The sequence below is a fragment of the Phyllobacterium calauticae genome, assembly GCF_019991125.1.
In the GTDB taxonomy this organism is placed as follows: Bacteria; Pseudomonadota; Alphaproteobacteria; order Rhizobiales; family Rhizobiaceae; genus Phyllobacterium; species Phyllobacterium calauticae.
The window spans coordinates 229,983-245,954 of sequence record NZ_JAGENB010000006.1 but is presented as its reverse complement, the minus strand read 5'-3'; the positions used below and the strand labels follow the sequence as shown (position 1 = coordinate 245,954).

Annotated in this window: 17 protein-coding genes; 15 read left to right on the top strand and 2 right to left on the bottom strand. The window is 60.5% G+C overall.

All coding sequences use genetic code 11. From position 1 onward, the window contains the following. Positions 1–217 precede the first annotated feature (217 nt). Positions 218–1,849: an acyl-CoA dehydrogenase family protein gene (locus J1W56_RS20595; RefSeq protein ID WP_223615157.1), complete on the top strand. Its 1,632-nt coding sequence runs from the start codon at positions 218–220 to the stop codon at positions 1,847–1,849. A 413-nt stretch (positions 1,850–2,262) separates the two neighbouring features. After that, positions 2,263–2,607 (top strand): DUF6105 family protein, encoded by a 345-nt coding sequence (locus J1W56_RS20590; protein WP_223615156.1) that lies wholly within the window; start codon positions 2,263–2,265, stop codon positions 2,605–2,607. Here J1W56_RS20590 and ruvX read toward each other — a convergent pair. Beyond that, on the bottom strand, positions 2,577–3,071 hold the full coding sequence (gene ruvX / locus J1W56_RS20585; RefSeq protein WP_105733017.1) for a Holliday junction resolvase RuvX: 495 nt from the start codon (positions 3,069–3,071) through the stop codon (positions 2,577–2,579). The two genes, J1W56_RS20590 and ruvX, sit on opposite strands and share 31 nt — an antisense overlap. Before the next feature lie 116 nt (positions 3,072–3,187). On the opposite strand from ruvX, the gene J1W56_RS20580 reads away from it, so the two are divergent. The 11 genes from J1W56_RS20580 to J1W56_RS20530 all read left to right on the top strand — a co-directional run bounded on the left by J1W56_RS20580 (position 3,188) and on the right by J1W56_RS20530 (position 12,066). Continuing rightward, positions 3,188–3,892 carry a metal-dependent hydrolase gene (locus J1W56_RS20580; RefSeq protein ID WP_223615155.1) on the top strand — a complete coding sequence of 235 codons (705 nt, stop codon included), beginning with the start codon at positions 3,188–3,190 and terminating at the stop codon, positions 3,890–3,892. A gap of 69 nt (positions 3,893–3,961) precedes the next feature. Beyond that, positions 3,962–5,554 (top strand): hypothetical protein, encoded by a 1,593-nt coding sequence (locus tag J1W56_RS20575; RefSeq protein WP_223615154.1) that lies wholly within the window; start codon positions 3,962–3,964, stop codon positions 5,552–5,554. 90 nt (positions 5,555–5,644) lie between these two features. Further along, positions 5,645–5,932 carry an Asp-tRNA(Asn)/Glu-tRNA(Gln) amidotransferase subunit GatC gene (gatC, locus tag J1W56_RS20570; RefSeq protein ID WP_223615153.1) on the top strand — a complete coding sequence of 96 codons (288 nt, stop codon included), beginning with the start codon at positions 5,645–5,647 and terminating at the stop codon, positions 5,930–5,932. Between the two features lie 9 nt (positions 5,933–5,941). Next, entirely contained in the window at positions 5,942–6,424 is a 483-nt protein-coding gene (locus tag J1W56_RS20565) for a GNAT family N-acetyltransferase (RefSeq protein ID WP_223615152.1), read from the top strand. A gap of 12 nt (positions 6,425–6,436) precedes the next feature. Next, positions 6,437–7,918, top strand: coding sequence for an Asp-tRNA(Asn)/Glu-tRNA(Gln) amidotransferase subunit GatA (gene gatA / locus J1W56_RS20560; RefSeq protein ID WP_223615151.1), 1,482 nt, complete (start codon positions 6,437–6,439; stop codon positions 7,916–7,918). Next, positions 7,909–8,388, top strand: a complete 480-nt coding sequence (locus J1W56_RS20555) for a GNAT family N-acetyltransferase (protein ID WP_223615150.1) — start codon at positions 7,909–7,911, stop codon at positions 8,386–8,388. The genes gatA and J1W56_RS20555 overlap by 10 nt, the downstream gene beginning before the upstream one ends. 9 nt (positions 8,389–8,397) lie before the next feature. Then, complete coding sequence (locus J1W56_RS20550; protein ID WP_223615149.1) at positions 8,398–9,192, top strand: YdcF family protein; 795 nt, start codon at positions 8,398–8,400, stop codon at positions 9,190–9,192. Next, the gene (locus J1W56_RS20545; RefSeq protein ID WP_223615221.1) at positions 9,192–10,370 is read left to right on the top strand and encodes a BaiN/RdsA family NAD(P)/FAD-dependent oxidoreductase; all 1,179 of its coding nucleotides are present in this window, start codon (positions 9,192–9,194) and stop codon (positions 10,368–10,370) included. Before J1W56_RS20550 ends, J1W56_RS20545 begins: the two co-directional genes overlap by 1 nt. 12 nt (positions 10,371–10,382) lie before the next feature. Continuing rightward, positions 10,383–11,123, top strand: coding sequence for a GNAT family N-acetyltransferase (locus tag J1W56_RS20540; RefSeq protein WP_223615148.1), 741 nt, complete (start codon positions 10,383–10,385; stop codon positions 11,121–11,123). A gap of 121 nt (positions 11,124–11,244) precedes the next feature. Next, complete coding sequence (locus J1W56_RS20535) at positions 11,245–11,424, top strand: flagellar FlbD family protein (protein WP_223615147.1); 180 nt, start codon at positions 11,245–11,247, stop codon at positions 11,422–11,424. A gap of 456 nt (positions 11,425–11,880) precedes the next feature. Next, complete coding sequence (locus J1W56_RS20530) at positions 11,881–12,066, top strand: hypothetical protein (RefSeq protein WP_223615146.1); 186 nt, start codon at positions 11,881–11,883, stop codon at positions 12,064–12,066. A 52-nt stretch (positions 12,067–12,118) separates the two neighbouring features. Here the strand turns inward: J1W56_RS20530 and J1W56_RS20525 are convergent, their stop codons facing one another. After that, positions 12,119–13,651, bottom strand: a complete 1,533-nt coding sequence (locus J1W56_RS20525; RefSeq protein WP_223615145.1) for an acyl-CoA carboxylase subunit beta — start codon at positions 13,649–13,651, stop codon at positions 12,119–12,121. Positions 13,652–13,829: 178 nt separating this feature from the next. Between J1W56_RS20525 and J1W56_RS20520 the strand changes: the two genes are divergently transcribed. Both J1W56_RS20520 and J1W56_RS20515 read left to right on the top strand, forming a co-directional pair. Further along, on the top strand, positions 13,830–14,912 hold the full coding sequence (locus tag J1W56_RS20520; protein ID WP_223615144.1) for a YjgN family protein: 1,083 nt from the start codon (positions 13,830–13,832) through the stop codon (positions 14,910–14,912). A 1-nt stretch (position 14,913) separates the two neighbouring features. Next, positions 14,914–15,972 (top strand): M48 family metallopeptidase, encoded by a 1,059-nt coding sequence (locus J1W56_RS20515; protein WP_223615143.1) that lies wholly within the window; start codon positions 14,914–14,916, stop codon positions 15,970–15,972.

Sequence of the window (15,972 nt, the reverse complement as noted above, 5' to 3'; positions counted from 1 at the left end):
TTTCATTTGTCTAGACATAAGCTTGCGCCCGGATACAGAAAAAGCTGCCTGAGACATTTTGCATCGGCGCCGTCATTCGGCTAGAAGAAGATGGATCGGTTAACCGCTTGTCAGAACCTTCATTCCATAAATGCGCGACTCAAGATTGCGGCGCTGACGTGTTCGGATGAAACGGGCCATGCCGTAAAGACAGCTCATATTGGATCAGGACATTTTCTTGAAAACCCACGACGTTCTCAACCAGACACCCTCCATGATCGGTCTCAACGCCTATCTCGGCGATCCGTTGCTGATGCAGATCACCAAGCGGTTTCCGCAGGCGACCCGGACGGAGCTGGAACAAAGCGGCCGGTTTGTCCTGTCCGGTGATGCGCAGGATCTGGCGCGGCTCGCCAATACGGAAACGCCGAAACTGCGCACCCATGACCGCCAGGGCTTTCGCGTCGATGTCGTCGATTACCATCCAGCCTATCATGCGCTGATGCGCCGTTCCGTGGCGCAGGGCCTGCATTCATCGATCTGGGAAGACGGCCCGACGGAAAACGGCCTGCGCCACCAGGCGCGCACGGCGCGCTTCTATACGGCAGCGCAGCTGGAATGCGGGCATCTCTGCCCGATCACCATGACCAGTGCGTCGCTGGCGGCCTTGATGTCGTCGCCAAGCCTGTACCGCGAGTGGTCGCCGCTGGTCCTGCCGCGCAAATATGATTCCAGCAACAAATCCCCGGCCAAGAAGGCAAGCCTGACGCTCGGCATGGGCATGACGGAGAAGCAGGGCGGCACGGATGTGCGCACCAACACCACGCGCGCCGAACCGGCCGGCAGCGGCTTCTATCGCATTACCGGCCACAAATGGTTCATGTCGGCGCCGATGTCCGATGCGTTCCTGGTGCTGGCGCAGGCGCGCGAAGGCTTGTCCTGTTTCCTCGTGCCGCGCATCCTGCCGGACGGTTCATCCAACGGCTTCCGCTTCCAGCGCCTGAAGGACAAGCTCGGCAACCGCTCCAATGCATCGTCCGAAGTCGAATTCGACAATGCGCTGGGCCAGATGGTCGGCGGTCCGGGCGACGGTGTCAAAACCATCATCGACATGGTGACGCTGACGCGGCTGGACTGTGCCATCGCCTCGGCCGGGATGATGCGCGCCGGTCTTGCCGAGGCGGTGCACCATGCACGCCATCGCATCGTGTTTGACGGGCCGCTGTTCGACAAGCCGCTGATGCTGCGGGTCATGGCCGACATGGCGCTGGATGTGGCCGGCGCGACGGCGCTGACCTTCCGGCTGGCCCGCGCCTTCGACAATGCGGCGCAGAATCGCGGTGAGGCGGCCTTCGCCCGCGTGATGACCCCTGTGGTGAAATACTGGGTTGCCAAGATCGCGCCCGCCTTGCTGTACGAGGCGATGGAATGCCTCGGCGGCAATGGCTACATCGAGGAGGGCAATCTTGCCCGCCATTACCGCGAAGCCCCGGTCAATGCGATCTGGGAGGGCTCCGGCAATGTCATGGCGCTGGACGTGCTGCGCGTTCTCAAGCGCGGGCCGCAGCTGTTCGACGAGGTGCTGAACTGGATCGGCGCCCAGCTCGGGCGCGGCGGGCAGGGCACGGTCGAGGTGCTGCGCGCCGCCATGCGTGTTGCGGAAAATGACGAGGGCGCTGCGCGCATCCTGACCGAGCAGCTAGCGCTGGCCGCAGCGGGTGCGGAACTGCGGCACCTGCACTCGGAAGATATCGCCGATGCGTTCATCGAAACCCGCCTCGGCGGGCAGTGGCGCACCACCTACGGCATGCTCGATGCCCGTCACAACGCCAAGAGCATCGTCAACTCGCTCTATCCCCCGGCCAACTGAGCGCCGTTTCTGCCGGCATAGCCGTCGCGCGTGGTTCGACAAGCTCACCATGAGGGAGGGTGAGGATTGCAGGGAGCTCTATCCTGCAATGTTTCCGATTGGCTTTGCAGCCCACTCATCTCCCTCATGGTGAGCTTGTCGAACCACGCATAACGCACAGTACTCGCTGTTTTTCGACGCGCCTGCACACCGCTTTTGTCAAATACGTGCATCGGCCGCTGATCGGCCCTCTCGCAGGGCCGAAAAGTGCCCCGGCTAATACCTTCAATTTTAATAAAATTTTTTTAAATTAACCTTAACAAACGGTTTACGTTGCGCCTAAACTCTTAGCAGATATCAATGTGATTCGAAAATACCTCGTGATTTCACGGGGTTACACAACCCGCCACCGTCTTCCCCGCTAGGAGAAATGAATGCGCAGCTTCCTGATATTCTGGGCAGGCCCGTTAAGCTTTCTGTGGGGTTGGTATTTTCTGTCGTACTACGATCTGAGCATGGGGATGTACTTCTTCAGCCGTGAAATGCACGATCTGGTCTTCACCATTTACGGCAATATTCTCGGGATCGCGCCGGACAGCATTCCGCCGCTGGTCGCCCGTGCCTGCATCGTCGATACGGGGCTGGTTTTCTGCCTGATCGCCTTCCGCCGCCGCAAGCAGATCATCGCCTGGGTCAAGGTGTGGCGGGCAAACCGTGCCGCTGCGGCATCGGCCAATACGGCGCTGGCCTATTCGAAGGAATTGCCATCTGCGTTCTGACGCAGGCTCTGCAACCGGTCCAGTGCCCCTTGCAGGATGAACGCCGCCGCAGCGGAATCGATCCGCTCGGCGCGTTTTTGCCGTGATACATCCATGCCAATCAGCGCGCGCTCGGCCGCAACCGTCGATAGACGCTCGTCCCAGTAGACGAAGGGCAGGTCGGTCAGCTTTTCCATGTTGCGCACGAAGGCGCGGGTGGCCTGCACGCGCGGGCCCTCGCTGCCGTCCATATTGACCGGCAGGCCGATGACGATGGCGCCGACATTGTCGCTTTTCAGCGCCTTCAGCAGATCCTGCGCGTCGTGGGTGAACTTGCTGCGCTTGAGCACCGGGCGCGGATTGGCAAAGGAAAAACCCCGGTCCGAAATGGCGATGCCGATGGTTTTCGTGCCCAGGTCGAGCCCCGCGACGGTCTGGCCGTCGGCGACATGATCTTCGAGCTGTTCAATGGTCAGAACCGTCAAGGGTGTTTCCTGCACTTGAATTGGCCGGCGAAAGGCCGTTGTAATTCGAATGAATGTCACATAGCTGCAATAGACGGTTGTGGCGAGCAAAGACTGACAATGGAAGGGAAAACCACATGAAGATTACCTGGCTTGGCCATTCGGCCTTTCGCATTGAAATCGCCCAGAGCACGATTCTGATTGACCCTTTCCTCAACGGCAATCCGGGTGCGCGCGGCGTCGACCCGAAGGAAGCGACACGCGGCGCCACCCACATCATCCTGACGCACGGTCATGGCGATCATGTCGGCGATACCGCCGCCATTGCCAAGGATACGGGTGCGGTGGTGATCGGCAATGCCGATCTGGTGACCTGGCTCAACAATCGCGGCGTCGCCCGGGTCGATCCAACCAATACCGGCGGGACCGTATCGCACAATGGCTTCACCGTGACCTATGTCAACGCACTGCATTCCTCGGCACAGATCACCGAGGATGGCGTGTCGCATTCGCTGGGTTCGGCCAATGGCGTCGTCCTGCATTTCGACAATGAGCCGACGCTCTATCACATGGGCGATACGGACATCTTCTCCGATATGGCGCTGGTCAACGAACTGCATCAGCCGGAGATCGGCATCGTGCCGATCGGCGACCGCTTCACCATGGGCGGTGCCGTCGCCGCATTGGCAACGCAGCGCTATTTCAAGTTCGCCAGGGCGATCCCATGCCATTACGGCTCGTTCCCGATCATCGACCAGACCGCCGACAAATTTGTCGCCGCGATGGAAGGCAGCAAGACCCAGGTCTTTGTCGCCGGGACAAATGATCAGTTTACGGTTTGAGTTTGGGTTGCTAAAGCCGTTGTGATTTTGGTCGTCACCACGACGATAGGCTGAGTTACTGGAGGTATTGTGCGTAAACTATTCCTGATTTCCTGCGTCATGGCGTTGTCGACCCCGGCTTTCGCCCAGACAATCGATGCCAAGGGCGCCGATGAGCTTGCCAATACCCTGTCGAAATATGTCGGCAAGACCGCACTCAGCAACGGCATTCTCAAGGTAACGCCCGAGGCCGACGGCTACCGCGTTACCTTCAGCACCGATGCTTTCCTCAAAGCCATGCCGAAGCAGGACCTGCTGAAGGGCAGCCTGGGGGATTACAGCATCCTGACCAAGCCGCTGGCCGACGGAACATGGAATGTGACATCGGGCAACATACCTGCGGCGGCCTTCGACGTGAGCGGGCCCAAGGGTCCTGAGTCGTTCCATTGGTCGGTCGATGGCGGCAGCTGGACCGGACTGTTCGATCCGAAGATCGGCACGTTCTCGACCTCGACCTTCGCCTATGATGCGTTCAAGCTGTCGCTGAAGTCGGCGGAACAGGATATCGACGCCAGTGCCAGCGGGGCAAAGGGGCAGATGCTTGCCAAAGCCGCTGCATCGGGCGGCATCGATATCGACATGACGCAATCCCTCGCAAATTTCAGCGAAACGATCGTCACGAAGCTCCCCACTCTTGATGCGGCCTCCGAAGAAGGCGAAGCAGCCAAGACCGAAACGCCGGCTGCCAGTGAACCGGTGAAGGTGACGCTGCGCAGCGGCGAACTCGGCAGCGTTGCCGAGGGCAAGGGCTTCCGCAACCGGGAGCTCTTGGACCTGTGGGCATTCGTCGTCGCCCATATGGATGAGAAGAAGCTCAACAAGGACGGACAGGACGAGCTCAAGCTGAAGCTGAGGGCGGCCCTGCCGCTCTGGGACAAGCTCAAGGGCGAGTATCATTTCAAGGACTTCAACGTTGAAACGCCGCTGGGCAATTTCGCCGCCCAGAACATTTCGCAGGAAACCAACCTCGACGGCATCAGCAAGGATGGCGCCTATCACTATGCCATGCGCACCAATGGCCTGAAATATCCGGCCCTGCCGATCCCCGAATGGGGTGTGCCTTTCCTTCCGACCGATGTGGAACTGGTGATCGGGACTGCCGGTGTCGATCTCGATACGGTCGTCAAGGGTGCCATCGACGATATGGACCTGAACCGCGACAAAGTCCTCTCCGAGGGATTTGAAGCGGCAACGGCCGCACAGTTCCTGGTCAATCCGCCCAAGCTGGTGATTTCGAAGAGCCTGGTGCGCACCGCCGACGCGGAACTGACGGTCGAAGGCGAGATGACCTTTGCCGGCCTGAAACCCGCAAGTCACACCACCTGGGAAATGGCCGGTTTCGACAAGGTTGTCGAGCGCCTGAACAAGGCGGCGGAAACCGACGCCGAAATCCAGAATTACATCACCTTCGTCAAGCTGGCGAAGGATTTCGGCACGGAGGTCGACGGCGGACGGATCCGGTGGGTTGTCGATCAGCAGGCCGACGGTTCGGTTGCGATCAATGGCAATCCCGTGAAAGGTCCGGACCCGGTTGTTGAACCCGGCAGCGAGGATGTCATTGACGTGCCTGCACCCGACGATGAAGAAGACAATCCGGATGCGCAGGCGGACAAGGCGCAGTAATCGGCGCCTGGCATGCCGACTTGTCCGTTGCGCTTGCCCGCAACGGACACTATAGCTGCTTGATCAAGAATTGAATTTTCGGGAATCCCAATGTCTGTCGATATTTCCACCGTCAAACGCGTTGCGCGTCTTGCCCGTATTGCCGTGAGTGAGGATGATGCGACCCGCATGACCGGCGAACTGAATGCCATCCTCGGTTTCGTCGAACAGCTGAACGAAGTCGATGTGGCGGGTGTCGAGCCCATGACATCGGTCACGCCCATGGCCATGAAGAAGCGCCGGGACGTCGTCAATGACGGCGGCAAGGCGGCCGATATCGTTGCCAATGCGCCGGTCACCGAAGAGAATTTCTTCGTCGTTCCGAAAGTGGTGGAGTAAGGCGCAGCCATGACGATCACGGTCGCCATCGAAACGCCCCTGCAGGATGACGTCCGCGCCCTTGTGGATGCGCTGAATGCGCATCTTCTGCCGCTGTCGCCAGTCGAATTCCAGTTCAAGATGACGGTGGAAGAGATGGCGGGTGACGACACCACGGTGTTCATCGCCCGCGACGAAAACGGGCGGGCGGTGGGCTGCGGTGCGCTCAAGCAGCATGACGCGGAAACCGGCGAGATCAAGCGCATGTTCACCCTGCCGTCCGTGCGCGGCAAACGCGTTGGTTCGATCCTGCTCGAGGCCATAACCGGGCTCGCCCGCGACAAGGGCATGTCCCGGCTTGTGCTGGAGACGGGCGTCGGCCCCGGATTTGACGCGGCATGGCGGCTGTATGAGCGTTCCGGCTTCACCCGCTGCGGTGCGCTCCTCGATTATCCGGATTCGGAACACAGTGCATTTTACGAAAAGCGGCTCGCCCTCGCGCCAGCCCAATAAACAGGACTTGATATGACCGATCTGACCGCTCTCACCATTGCCGAGGCGCGCGACCAGCTGAAAGCCAGGGCGATCACCGCCACCGAGCTGACCAGTGCCTATCTCAAGGCAATCGAGACCGCGAACGGGGCCCTGAACGCCTATATCGCCGTCACGCCGGAGAAGGCGCTTGACATGGCCAAGGCATCCGATGCCCGTCTGGCTGCAGGCAAGGCCGGTGCGCTGGAAGGCATACCGCTGGGTATCAAGGATCTGTTCGGCACCGAAGGCATCCACACGCAGGCCTGTTCGCATATCCTCGACGGCTTCAAGCCGCATTATGAATCCACCGTCACCGCCAACCTGTGGGCCGATGGCGCCGTGATGCTCGGCAAGCTCAACATGGATGAGTTCGCCATGGGGTCATCCAACGAAAGCTCCTATTACGGTCCGGTGAAAAACCCGTGGCGCGCCAACGGCTCCAATGCCGATCTGGTGCCCGGCGGTTCGTCCGGCGGCTCGGCCGCTGCGGTCGCCGCCCGCCTGTGCGCCGGTGCGACGGCCACCGATACCGGCGGTTCCATCCGCCAGCCCGCCGCCTTCACCGGTACCGTCGGCATCAAGCCGACCTATGGACGCTGCTCGCGGTGGGGCATTGTCGCCTTCGCCTCGTCGCTGGACCAGGCCGGACCGATTGCCCGCGACGTGCGCGATGCGGCGATCCTGCTCAAATCCATGGCCTCGGTCGATACCAAGGACACGACATCGGTCGATATCGCCGTTCCCGATTACGAATCCATCATCGGCAAGCCGCTGACCGGCCTCAAGATCGGCATTCCCAAGGAATACCGTGTCGAGGGCATGCCGGAAGAGATCGAAAAGCTGTGGCTGCAGGGCATTGCCTGGCTGAAGGATGCCGGTGCATCCATCGTCGATATCTCGCTGCCGCACACGAAATACGCGCTGCCGGCCTATTACATCGTGGCCCCGGCGGAAGCCTCGTCGAACCTTGCCCGCTATGACGGCGTGCGTTACGGCCTGCGCGTGCCGGGCAAGGACATTGTCGACATGTATGAAAGGACCCGCGCCAGCGGTTTCGGCGACGAGGTCAAGCGCCGCATCATGATCGGCACCTATGTGCTGTCAGCCGGTTATTACGACGCCTATTACCTGCAGGCGCAAAAGGTCCGCACCCTGATCAAGAAGGATTTCGAGGACGTCTTCCATGCCGGCGTCGATGCGATCCTGACACCCGCAACCCCGTCGGCAGCCTTCGGCATCGCCGATCAGGATCTGGCGTCCGATCCGGTGAAAATGTACCTGAATGATATTTTCACGGTCACGGTCAACATGGCGGGGCTTCCCGGCATCGCCGTGCCTGCCGGACTGGACAGCCGGGGCCTGCCGCTTGGCCTGCAGCTGATCGGACGCCCGTTCGACGAGGAAACCCTGTTCCAGACCGCCTATGTCATCGAACAGGCCGCAGGCAGGTTCAACGCGCCGAAATGGTGGTAATCAGGCCTGCCACGCAAGCCGACATCGCGGCACTGGCCGCGGTCGGCTCACGGGCCTGGGCATCGAATATTTTCTCGTTTGAACCGGAACTGCCCGGCATGCGCGCGCATGTCGAGCGTGCCTACCGGGCCTTTGCCGAGGAACATTTTGCCCGCGTGCTGGTTGCCGAGGTGGATGGTGTCATTCTCGGCTGGGGCGCGCGCGAAAAGAACGATGACTACATCTCGGATATGTGGGTCGATCCCGGCCATCAGGGGCAGGGCATCGGTTCGCTCCTGCTCAAGGCGCTGAAAGCCGACATTGCCGCCGCGGGATATGCAACCGCCCGGCTTGAATCCCATGCGCGCAATGCGGGTGCCATACGCCTGTATGAGCGTGAGGGCTTTGAAATCGTGCACCAGAGCCTCGAATGGTCGGAGAGCCTCGAACGCAAGATCGAGAAGGTCAAAATGCTGGCGAACCTGACGTAGGAACTTTCAATGTTTTTCTTTGTTTCCAAGGTGTTCTGGTTCGTTGCTCAACCCTTGAATTTTTCCATTCTGCTGATGGGCCTCGCATTTTTTGCCGTGTGGTTCTCCTGGCGGCGCATGGCGATGACCGCATCCGCCGGGGCATTTCTGATCCTGGGGCTGGCCGTCTGGAGTTCGCTGGGCGCGCTTCTCATGCATCCGCTGGAAGACCGGTTCCAGCGCCCGTCGCCCGCACCGTCGCATGTCGATGGCATCATCGTCCTTGGCGGCGGTTTCGAAGGCGGGGTCAATCTGGTGCGCGGCGGCTACGAGCTCAATGCCAGCGGTGACCGCTTCGTCGAAACGGCGGTGCTGGCGCGGCGTTACCCCGAGGCAAAGGTCGTGATCACCGGCGGCGGCGGTACGCTGGTGCTGGACGGCGAGGGCGATGCCGCCACGGCGCCGCGCCTGTTGACGGCGCTCGGCGTTGCCGCCGACCGGCTGGTTCTCGAAAATGAATCGCGCAACACCTACGAGAATGCCCAGTTCACCAAAAAGCTGCTCGACATCAAACCCGGCGAGACGTGGCTGCTCGTCACCTCCGCCTTCCACATGCCCCGTTCGGTCGGGCTGTTCCGCAAGGCGGGCTTCGACGTGGTGCCGTGGCCTGCCGATTACCGCACCTCCGGCATCGAATATCCCGGATTTGCCCAGGACAACCCGATCGATTCCCTGCAGAACCTGACGATTGTCCTGAAGGAATGGGTCGGGCTTTTCGCCTATTGGGCGACCGGCCGCACCGATGAACTGTTGCCGTCGCCATGATGAAGCAGGTGGACGTTCTCATCATCGGCGCGGGCGCTGCGGGCATGATGTGCGCTGTCGAGGCGGGCAAGCGCGGCCGCTCGGTTCTCATCGTCGATCATGCCAAAGCGCCGGGCGACAAGATCCGCATTTCAGGCGGCGGGCGCTGCAACTTCACCAATCTCAACGCCGCCCCGCAGAACTACATCAGCAAAAACCCGCATTTCTGCATTTCCGCGCTGCGTCGCTATACCCAGCGCCATTTTATCGCGCTGGTCGACCGCTATGGCATCGCCTGGCATGAAAAGACGCTGGGCCAGCTGTTCTGCGACGGTTCGGCCAAGCAGATCATCGATCTCCTGGTCACGGAGATGAAGCAGGCCAATGTCGAGCTGCGGTTGCAGACGGTGGTGGAGTCCATTGAAGCAACGACGGATGGCTATACCGTTGCGCTGTCCGGCGAGCGCGTGCGCTGTACCTCGCTGGTGGTCGCCTGTGGCGGCAAGTCCATTCCCAAAATGGGCGCAACCGGCTTTGGCTATGATGTTGCCAGGCAGTTCGGCCTGGCGCTGACCGACATCCGCCCGGCGCTGGTGCCGCTGACCTTCGATGACAACACGCTGGCGCCCTTGAAACCCCTGTCCGGTATTTCCGTCGATGCCGTCGTCAGCCACGGCAAGACAAAATTTGCCGAAGCCATGCTCTTCACCCATCGCGGTCTCAGCGGCCCGTCGATCCTGCAGATATCGTCCTATTGGCGCGAGGGCGACACGATCAGCGTTGCCATGCTGCCGGGTGTCAAAATTCTTGACGCGCTGCGTGCCGCCCGTGCGCGCAATGGGCGGCAGGCGCTGCAGACAGCCCTGTCGGAGCTTCTGCCGAAGCGGCTGGCGCAGCTGATCGCCGAAAACAGCGGCATCCACAGCCATCTCGCCGATGTCTCCGACAAGCAGTTGCTCGGCGTCGAGAAGGCCATCAATGAATGGCAGGTCAAGCCCGCCGGGTCCGAAGGCTACCGCACGGCGGAAGTCACGCTGGGCGGTGTCGACACGGACGGGCTCGACCAGAAGACGATGGAAGCCAAATCCGTCAAAGGCCTCTACTTCATCGGTGAAGTGGTCGACGTGACGGGCTGGCTCGGCGGTTACAATTTTCAGTGGGCCTGGTCATCCGGCTGGGTGGCAGGGCAGGCGGTTTAGGAGAAAGCAGTGATGGATGATCTGAACTGGCGGGTCGAGGAAGCGTGTTTCAATGCATGGCCGTCGCCGCGGCAGGTTCTGCATGGCGGCTGGCTGATGCGGTTTTCCGGCGGCGGCGTTCGCCGCACCAATTCGGTCAACCCTTTGCGCGGACCGCGCGCCGAACCCGCCGGCGTGATCGATGCGGCGGAAAAACTCTATGGCGCGCTCGGCCGCGATTACATTTTCCGGGTTCCGACCATCGCCGATGAAATGGAGTCGCATCTGGTCGAGCGCGGTTACCGTTTCGAGGGTGGCAGCACGGTTCTGCACTGCGACCTGCGCCGCCATCGCCCAGGCGGCGCTGCTGCCGCCGAACTGTCGCGCGAGATGACGCCGGGCTGGTCGCGTGACGGCAAGCGCATCTCCGGCTGGTCGGATGATGAGCAGGCGGTTTTCACCGATATGATTGCCTCCATCGTCGTGCCAAAGGCCTTTGCGTCCGTCACCATGGACGGCCGGATCGTCGCCAAAGCCTATGGTGCCATCAGCAACGGCCTGCTGGTGCTGGAATCCGTCGCTACCGATGCGGATTACCGCAAGCGCGGCTATGGCCAGCGGGCGGTTGGAACCTTGCTCGACTGGGCGCGGGACGAAGGCGCCGAGGGTGCCTGCCTGCAGGTTATCACCGACAATCAGCCGGCGCGGGCGCTCTATGCCTCGCTGGGTTTTGACCGGGAACTGCACAGCTATCACTATCGCCGGAAACCATAGTCGGCAAGAATCTCCGGCAATGCCGTTAATCGAATTGCCTGATGCCGGGAAACCTGCTTCCCTGACGGCACAGCGTGTCTGTTGAAGCCGCTGTGCAGTCAAACTGGGAGGGAAGACAGCCATGTGGATCAAACTGACCGACGTCAACGGCGATCACATCACACTCAACTTTGCCCATGTCGTATCGTTCAACCCTTACGGGACGGGAACGCACATCGTGACCGTAACCGCTGGCCTGACCTTCTTCGTCAAGGAGACGATCGACCAGATCCAGCGCAAGGTCGGCATCGAGGCCATTTAAGCCGCAACGCGATCACCCCGGTTGCAAAGCCCTTGATGCGTGGTTCGACAAGCTCACCATGAGGGAGGATGAGGATTGCAGGGAGCCAGGTTCTGCAATCTTTCCGATTGGCCTTGTCACCACATCACTTCCCTCATGGTGAGCTTGTCGAACCGCGCACCACAACCACGTGCTCAGCCTCTGCCACGCCTGTTGCGTTAACCATAAGAGCGGGATCATTCCGGCCGAAACGGCCTTTTACTGTTGTTTCATAGTGTAATATTTACGTGATATTTACGGACGGGGAACCTTTTTACGATTTGTTGGTTTTATTCAAACGAGAGTCAAAATCGGATACAAATAGTGATTTGTTAAATCGTTTGAATTTTCTTAGTGTCACAATGCATCCGAAATACAGACGCATGCTGAAACAGGATTATTCTCTTGGCGAGAGTAGTTTAACTAGAGGTGTGAACAATGCTAACAATAAATAAAGAAACGTCGTCGCCGTCTGAAGCACGTGTCATCAAACTGCCGAAGGTCGGCGTGAAGTCGAGCGCAACAATGGTCAAGGCCGCCGCCAAATTGGCAGAGCCATGCGACAAGCGCACCATTTCGCAGATCCTTCGCGAATCCAGCGGCGGCTTCAGCTTCCGCCGTTAATTTCCCGGTTTCCAATTCCCGGCATTACTGTCTTGAATACCGATATCCCGCCTTAAAGCGGGATATTGTCATGTTTCTTCCAGGGATTTTCGAGATCCTTGTTGCGCAGCATGCGCAGTGCCCGTGACACCCGCTTGCGCGTGGAATGGGGCATGATCACCTCATCAATGTACCCACGCTCGGCCGCCACGAACGGCGACAGGAACCTGTCCTCGTAGCGTTTCGTGTGCGCCGCGATTTTCTCCGCATCGCCAATATCCTTGCGGTAGATGATTTCCACCGCGCCCTTGGCACCCATCACCGCGATCTGCGCCGACGGCCAGGCATAATTGATGTCGCCGCGCAGATGTTTGGACGCCATCACGTCATAGGCGCCGCCATAGGCCTTGCGCGTGATGATGGTGATCTTCGGCACCGTTGCCTCCGCATAGGCGAACAGGAGCTTGGCACCATGCTTGATCAGGCCGCCATATTCCTGCGCCGTACCGGGGAGGAAGCCGGGCACGTCGACGAACGTGACGATGGGAATGTTGAAGCAGTCGCAGAAGCGGACGAAGCGCGCCGCCTTGCGCGAGGCATCGCTGTCCAGCACGCCCGCGAGAACCATCGGCTGGTTGCCGACGATGCCGACGGTGCGGCCCTCGACGCGGCCGAAGCCGACGACGATGTTTTTGGCAAAACTTTCCTGGATCTCGAAAAAATCCGCCTCATCGACGGTTTTGCGGATCAGTTCCTTGATGTCGTAGGGCTTGTTGGCATTGTCCGGCACCAGCCGGTCGAGCGAGTAATCCGGCTCGTCCGTATCCTGGAAACATTCGATCTCGGGAATATCGGCGGTGTTGGATGCCGGGAGAAAATCAATCAGGCGGCGCATCTGCAACAGGGCGGCCACGTCATTGTCATAGGCGCCGTCGGCAATCGACGATTTGGTGGTGTGGATCGACGCGCCGCCCAGCTGCTCGGCCGTCACCGTTTCATTGGTCACGGTTTTCACCACATCCGGCCCGGTAACGAACATGTAGGACGTGTCGCGCACCATGAAGATGAAATCCGTCATGGCGGGGGAATAGACGTCGCCACCCGCACACGGTCCCATGATCACCGAAATCTGCGGGATGACGCCTGACGCAAGCACGTTGCGCTGAAAGATTTCCGCATAGCCGCCGAGCGCCGCCACGCCTTCCTGGATACGCGCGCCGCCCGCATCGTAAAGCCCGATGACCGGCGCGCGGTTGCGCAGGGCCATGTCCTGGATTTTCTGCACCTTTTCCGCATGCGCCTCGGAAAGCGAGCCGCCGAACACGGTAAAATCCTTGGCGAAGACGAAAACCGTGCGCCCGTTGATGGTTCCCCAGCCGGTCACGACGCCATCACCGGCAAATTTTGTCTCTTCCATGCCGAAATCGGTCGAGCGGTGTTCGACGAACATGTCGAACTCCTCGAACGAGCCTTCGTCGAGGAAAATGTCGATGCGCTCGCGCGCCGTCAGCTTGCCGCGCTTGTGCTGGGCCTCGATCCGCGTCTTGCCGCCGCCCTCCCGCGCAATGGTCCTGCGGCGTTCCAGCTCGATCAGCACATCCTTCATGGCATCCTCCTCATTATGACATTTCTGATATCAGGACAAACCGGCCTGCGAAAGCGGTTTGTCGGCGATATCAAACGGCCGTCGCGGTGAAATTCCGGCCGCGTGATTGCTATCCCGTCCCAAGTCGGGCTAAGCCTGTTCCTGGAGTCCTGTCGGACAAAACTGTTTCGGGGGAAACATGGAAGGCTCGCCACAACCACGGTTCGGCCGTCCGGCTGAATATACCGGTCACCGGTTTTCGTTCTCCGGCACCGCCAAGGAGTATTTCGGCATCTGGATCGTCAATGTATTGCTGACGATTGTGACGCTCGGCATCTATTCTGCCTGGGCAAAGGTGCGGCGCAATCGTTATTTCTACGGCAATACCAAACTGGCCGATGGCCGGTTCGATTATCACGCCCGGCCGAAGCAGATTCTGATCGGCCGCATCCTCGTCGTCGGCTATCTCATCCTCTACAATATACTGCTCCGGTTTTCGCCGCTCCTCGGCGGGCTGCTCGGCCTGGTGTTCATCGCCGCGATCCCCTGGCTGATTGCGCGCGGCCTGCGGTTCAGCGCGCGCGTCACCAGCTACCGCAATGTGCGCTTCGATTTCACCGGCGGTTATTGGGGTGCGGTCAGGGCGTTTTTCCTCAGCAGCCTTGTGGCGGGGATTTCCTTCGGCCTGCTCGCGCCCATCGCCAGCCGGTGGACCTTGCGCTACACGCTCGGCAACCTGCGCTATGGCGGCAAGGTGTTTTCGCCGGACCCGACGATCGGCTCGCTTTATCGCGTCTGGGTTTTACCTGCCGTACTGACGGTTGCCGGACTTTTTCTTTTCGGAATCCTGATCGCCGGCGCATCGGCCGGGCTTGCGGCAATGAAGGCGGAGGCTTCGAGCGGCGAAGTGGCATTCATTCTGCTCATATATCTTCTGTTCGTGCCCGTGCTGCTGATCTATGCCGTCACGGGACTGCTCTATTCCGCCGGCATACGCAACGCCGGTCTGAGTGCCACGACATTCGATGACAGGCACTATCTCTATTCCGACATGCCGCGCTGGACCTATGCCTGGGTGATGATTTCCAATCTGATTGTCACCATCGTCACCCTCGGGCTGATGCGGCCCTGGGCCGCCATCCGGCTGGCGCGGTTTCATGCGGACTACACGGCCATTGTCTTTGACGGCGATGTCGGCGAGATTTTCTCGGATATCAAGGACAGCGGTTCGGCTGTCGGTTCGGAATTCATGGATATCGAAGGTATCGACTTTGGCTTCTGACATGGGAAAACTGACGACAGGCCTCTGGTACCGCGAAGGATCGAACGCGGGCCGGGGAGCCAGTCTGGTTTTCGCCGACGATGCCGTATCGGTCGTTGCCGTGGATGGAACGGTCCTGTCCGCCGCCGCCTTCGATCAGATCGGCATCAGCGACCGTGTCGGGTCGATACCGCGGCGCCTGACCTATCCCGACAGGACCAGTTTCGAGACGATGGACAATGACGCCATCGATGCGCTGGTGGCGGCGCAGAAGGGGCGCAGCGCCGGGTGGGTGCACCGGCTGGAGCGGTTCCATCCCCGGCTGGTGGCGCTCGTCCTCCTGACCTTCGTCTTCGCCTTCTCGATCTACCGCTTTGCCGTGCCCGCGCTGGTCGAAGTCGCCGTTGTGGTCACGCCGCCGGTTGTCCCCGCCCTCATGTCGAAAGGGACGCTGCAAACGCTCGACACCACGGTTTTCTCGCCCAGCACTTTGCCGGATGCCGACAAGGTCAAGCTGAATGACGGCTTCGGCAAACTCGCGGCCAAATCCAGCCTCGGCGCTGGCGGCTTCAACCTGAATTTTCGCGATGGCGGCATCATCGGCCCCAATGCGTTCGCCTTGCCGGACGGGACGGTTGTCATCACCGACCAGCTGGTCAGGCTGGCGGATGGCGACACGGACATGCTGCTCGGCGTGCTTGCCCACGAGATCGGCCATGTGGAGCTGAAACACAGCCTGCGCCAGCTCTACCGCGCCGCCGGGGTTGCCGGGCTGATCATGCTGATCGGCGGCGATATCGGTGGCAGCACCCATGACGTGCTGGTGCAGGGCGGTGGTTTGCTGGCCTTGTCCTATTCACGCGCCGACGAAAGCGCCGCCGACCGGCACAGCGTCGAACTGATGCAGAAGGCCGGTTATGACCCCGCCGCCATTGCCCGCTTCTTCGCGCTGGTGGAGGACAAGCTCGATGACCACAGCCCCACCAGCATGCTGCAAACCCATCCCGGCACGCCCGAGCGGCGGAAAATGGTGCTCGACTATGCCGGGGAGTTGAAGGCGAGGGCCGGGACGGCCAATTAG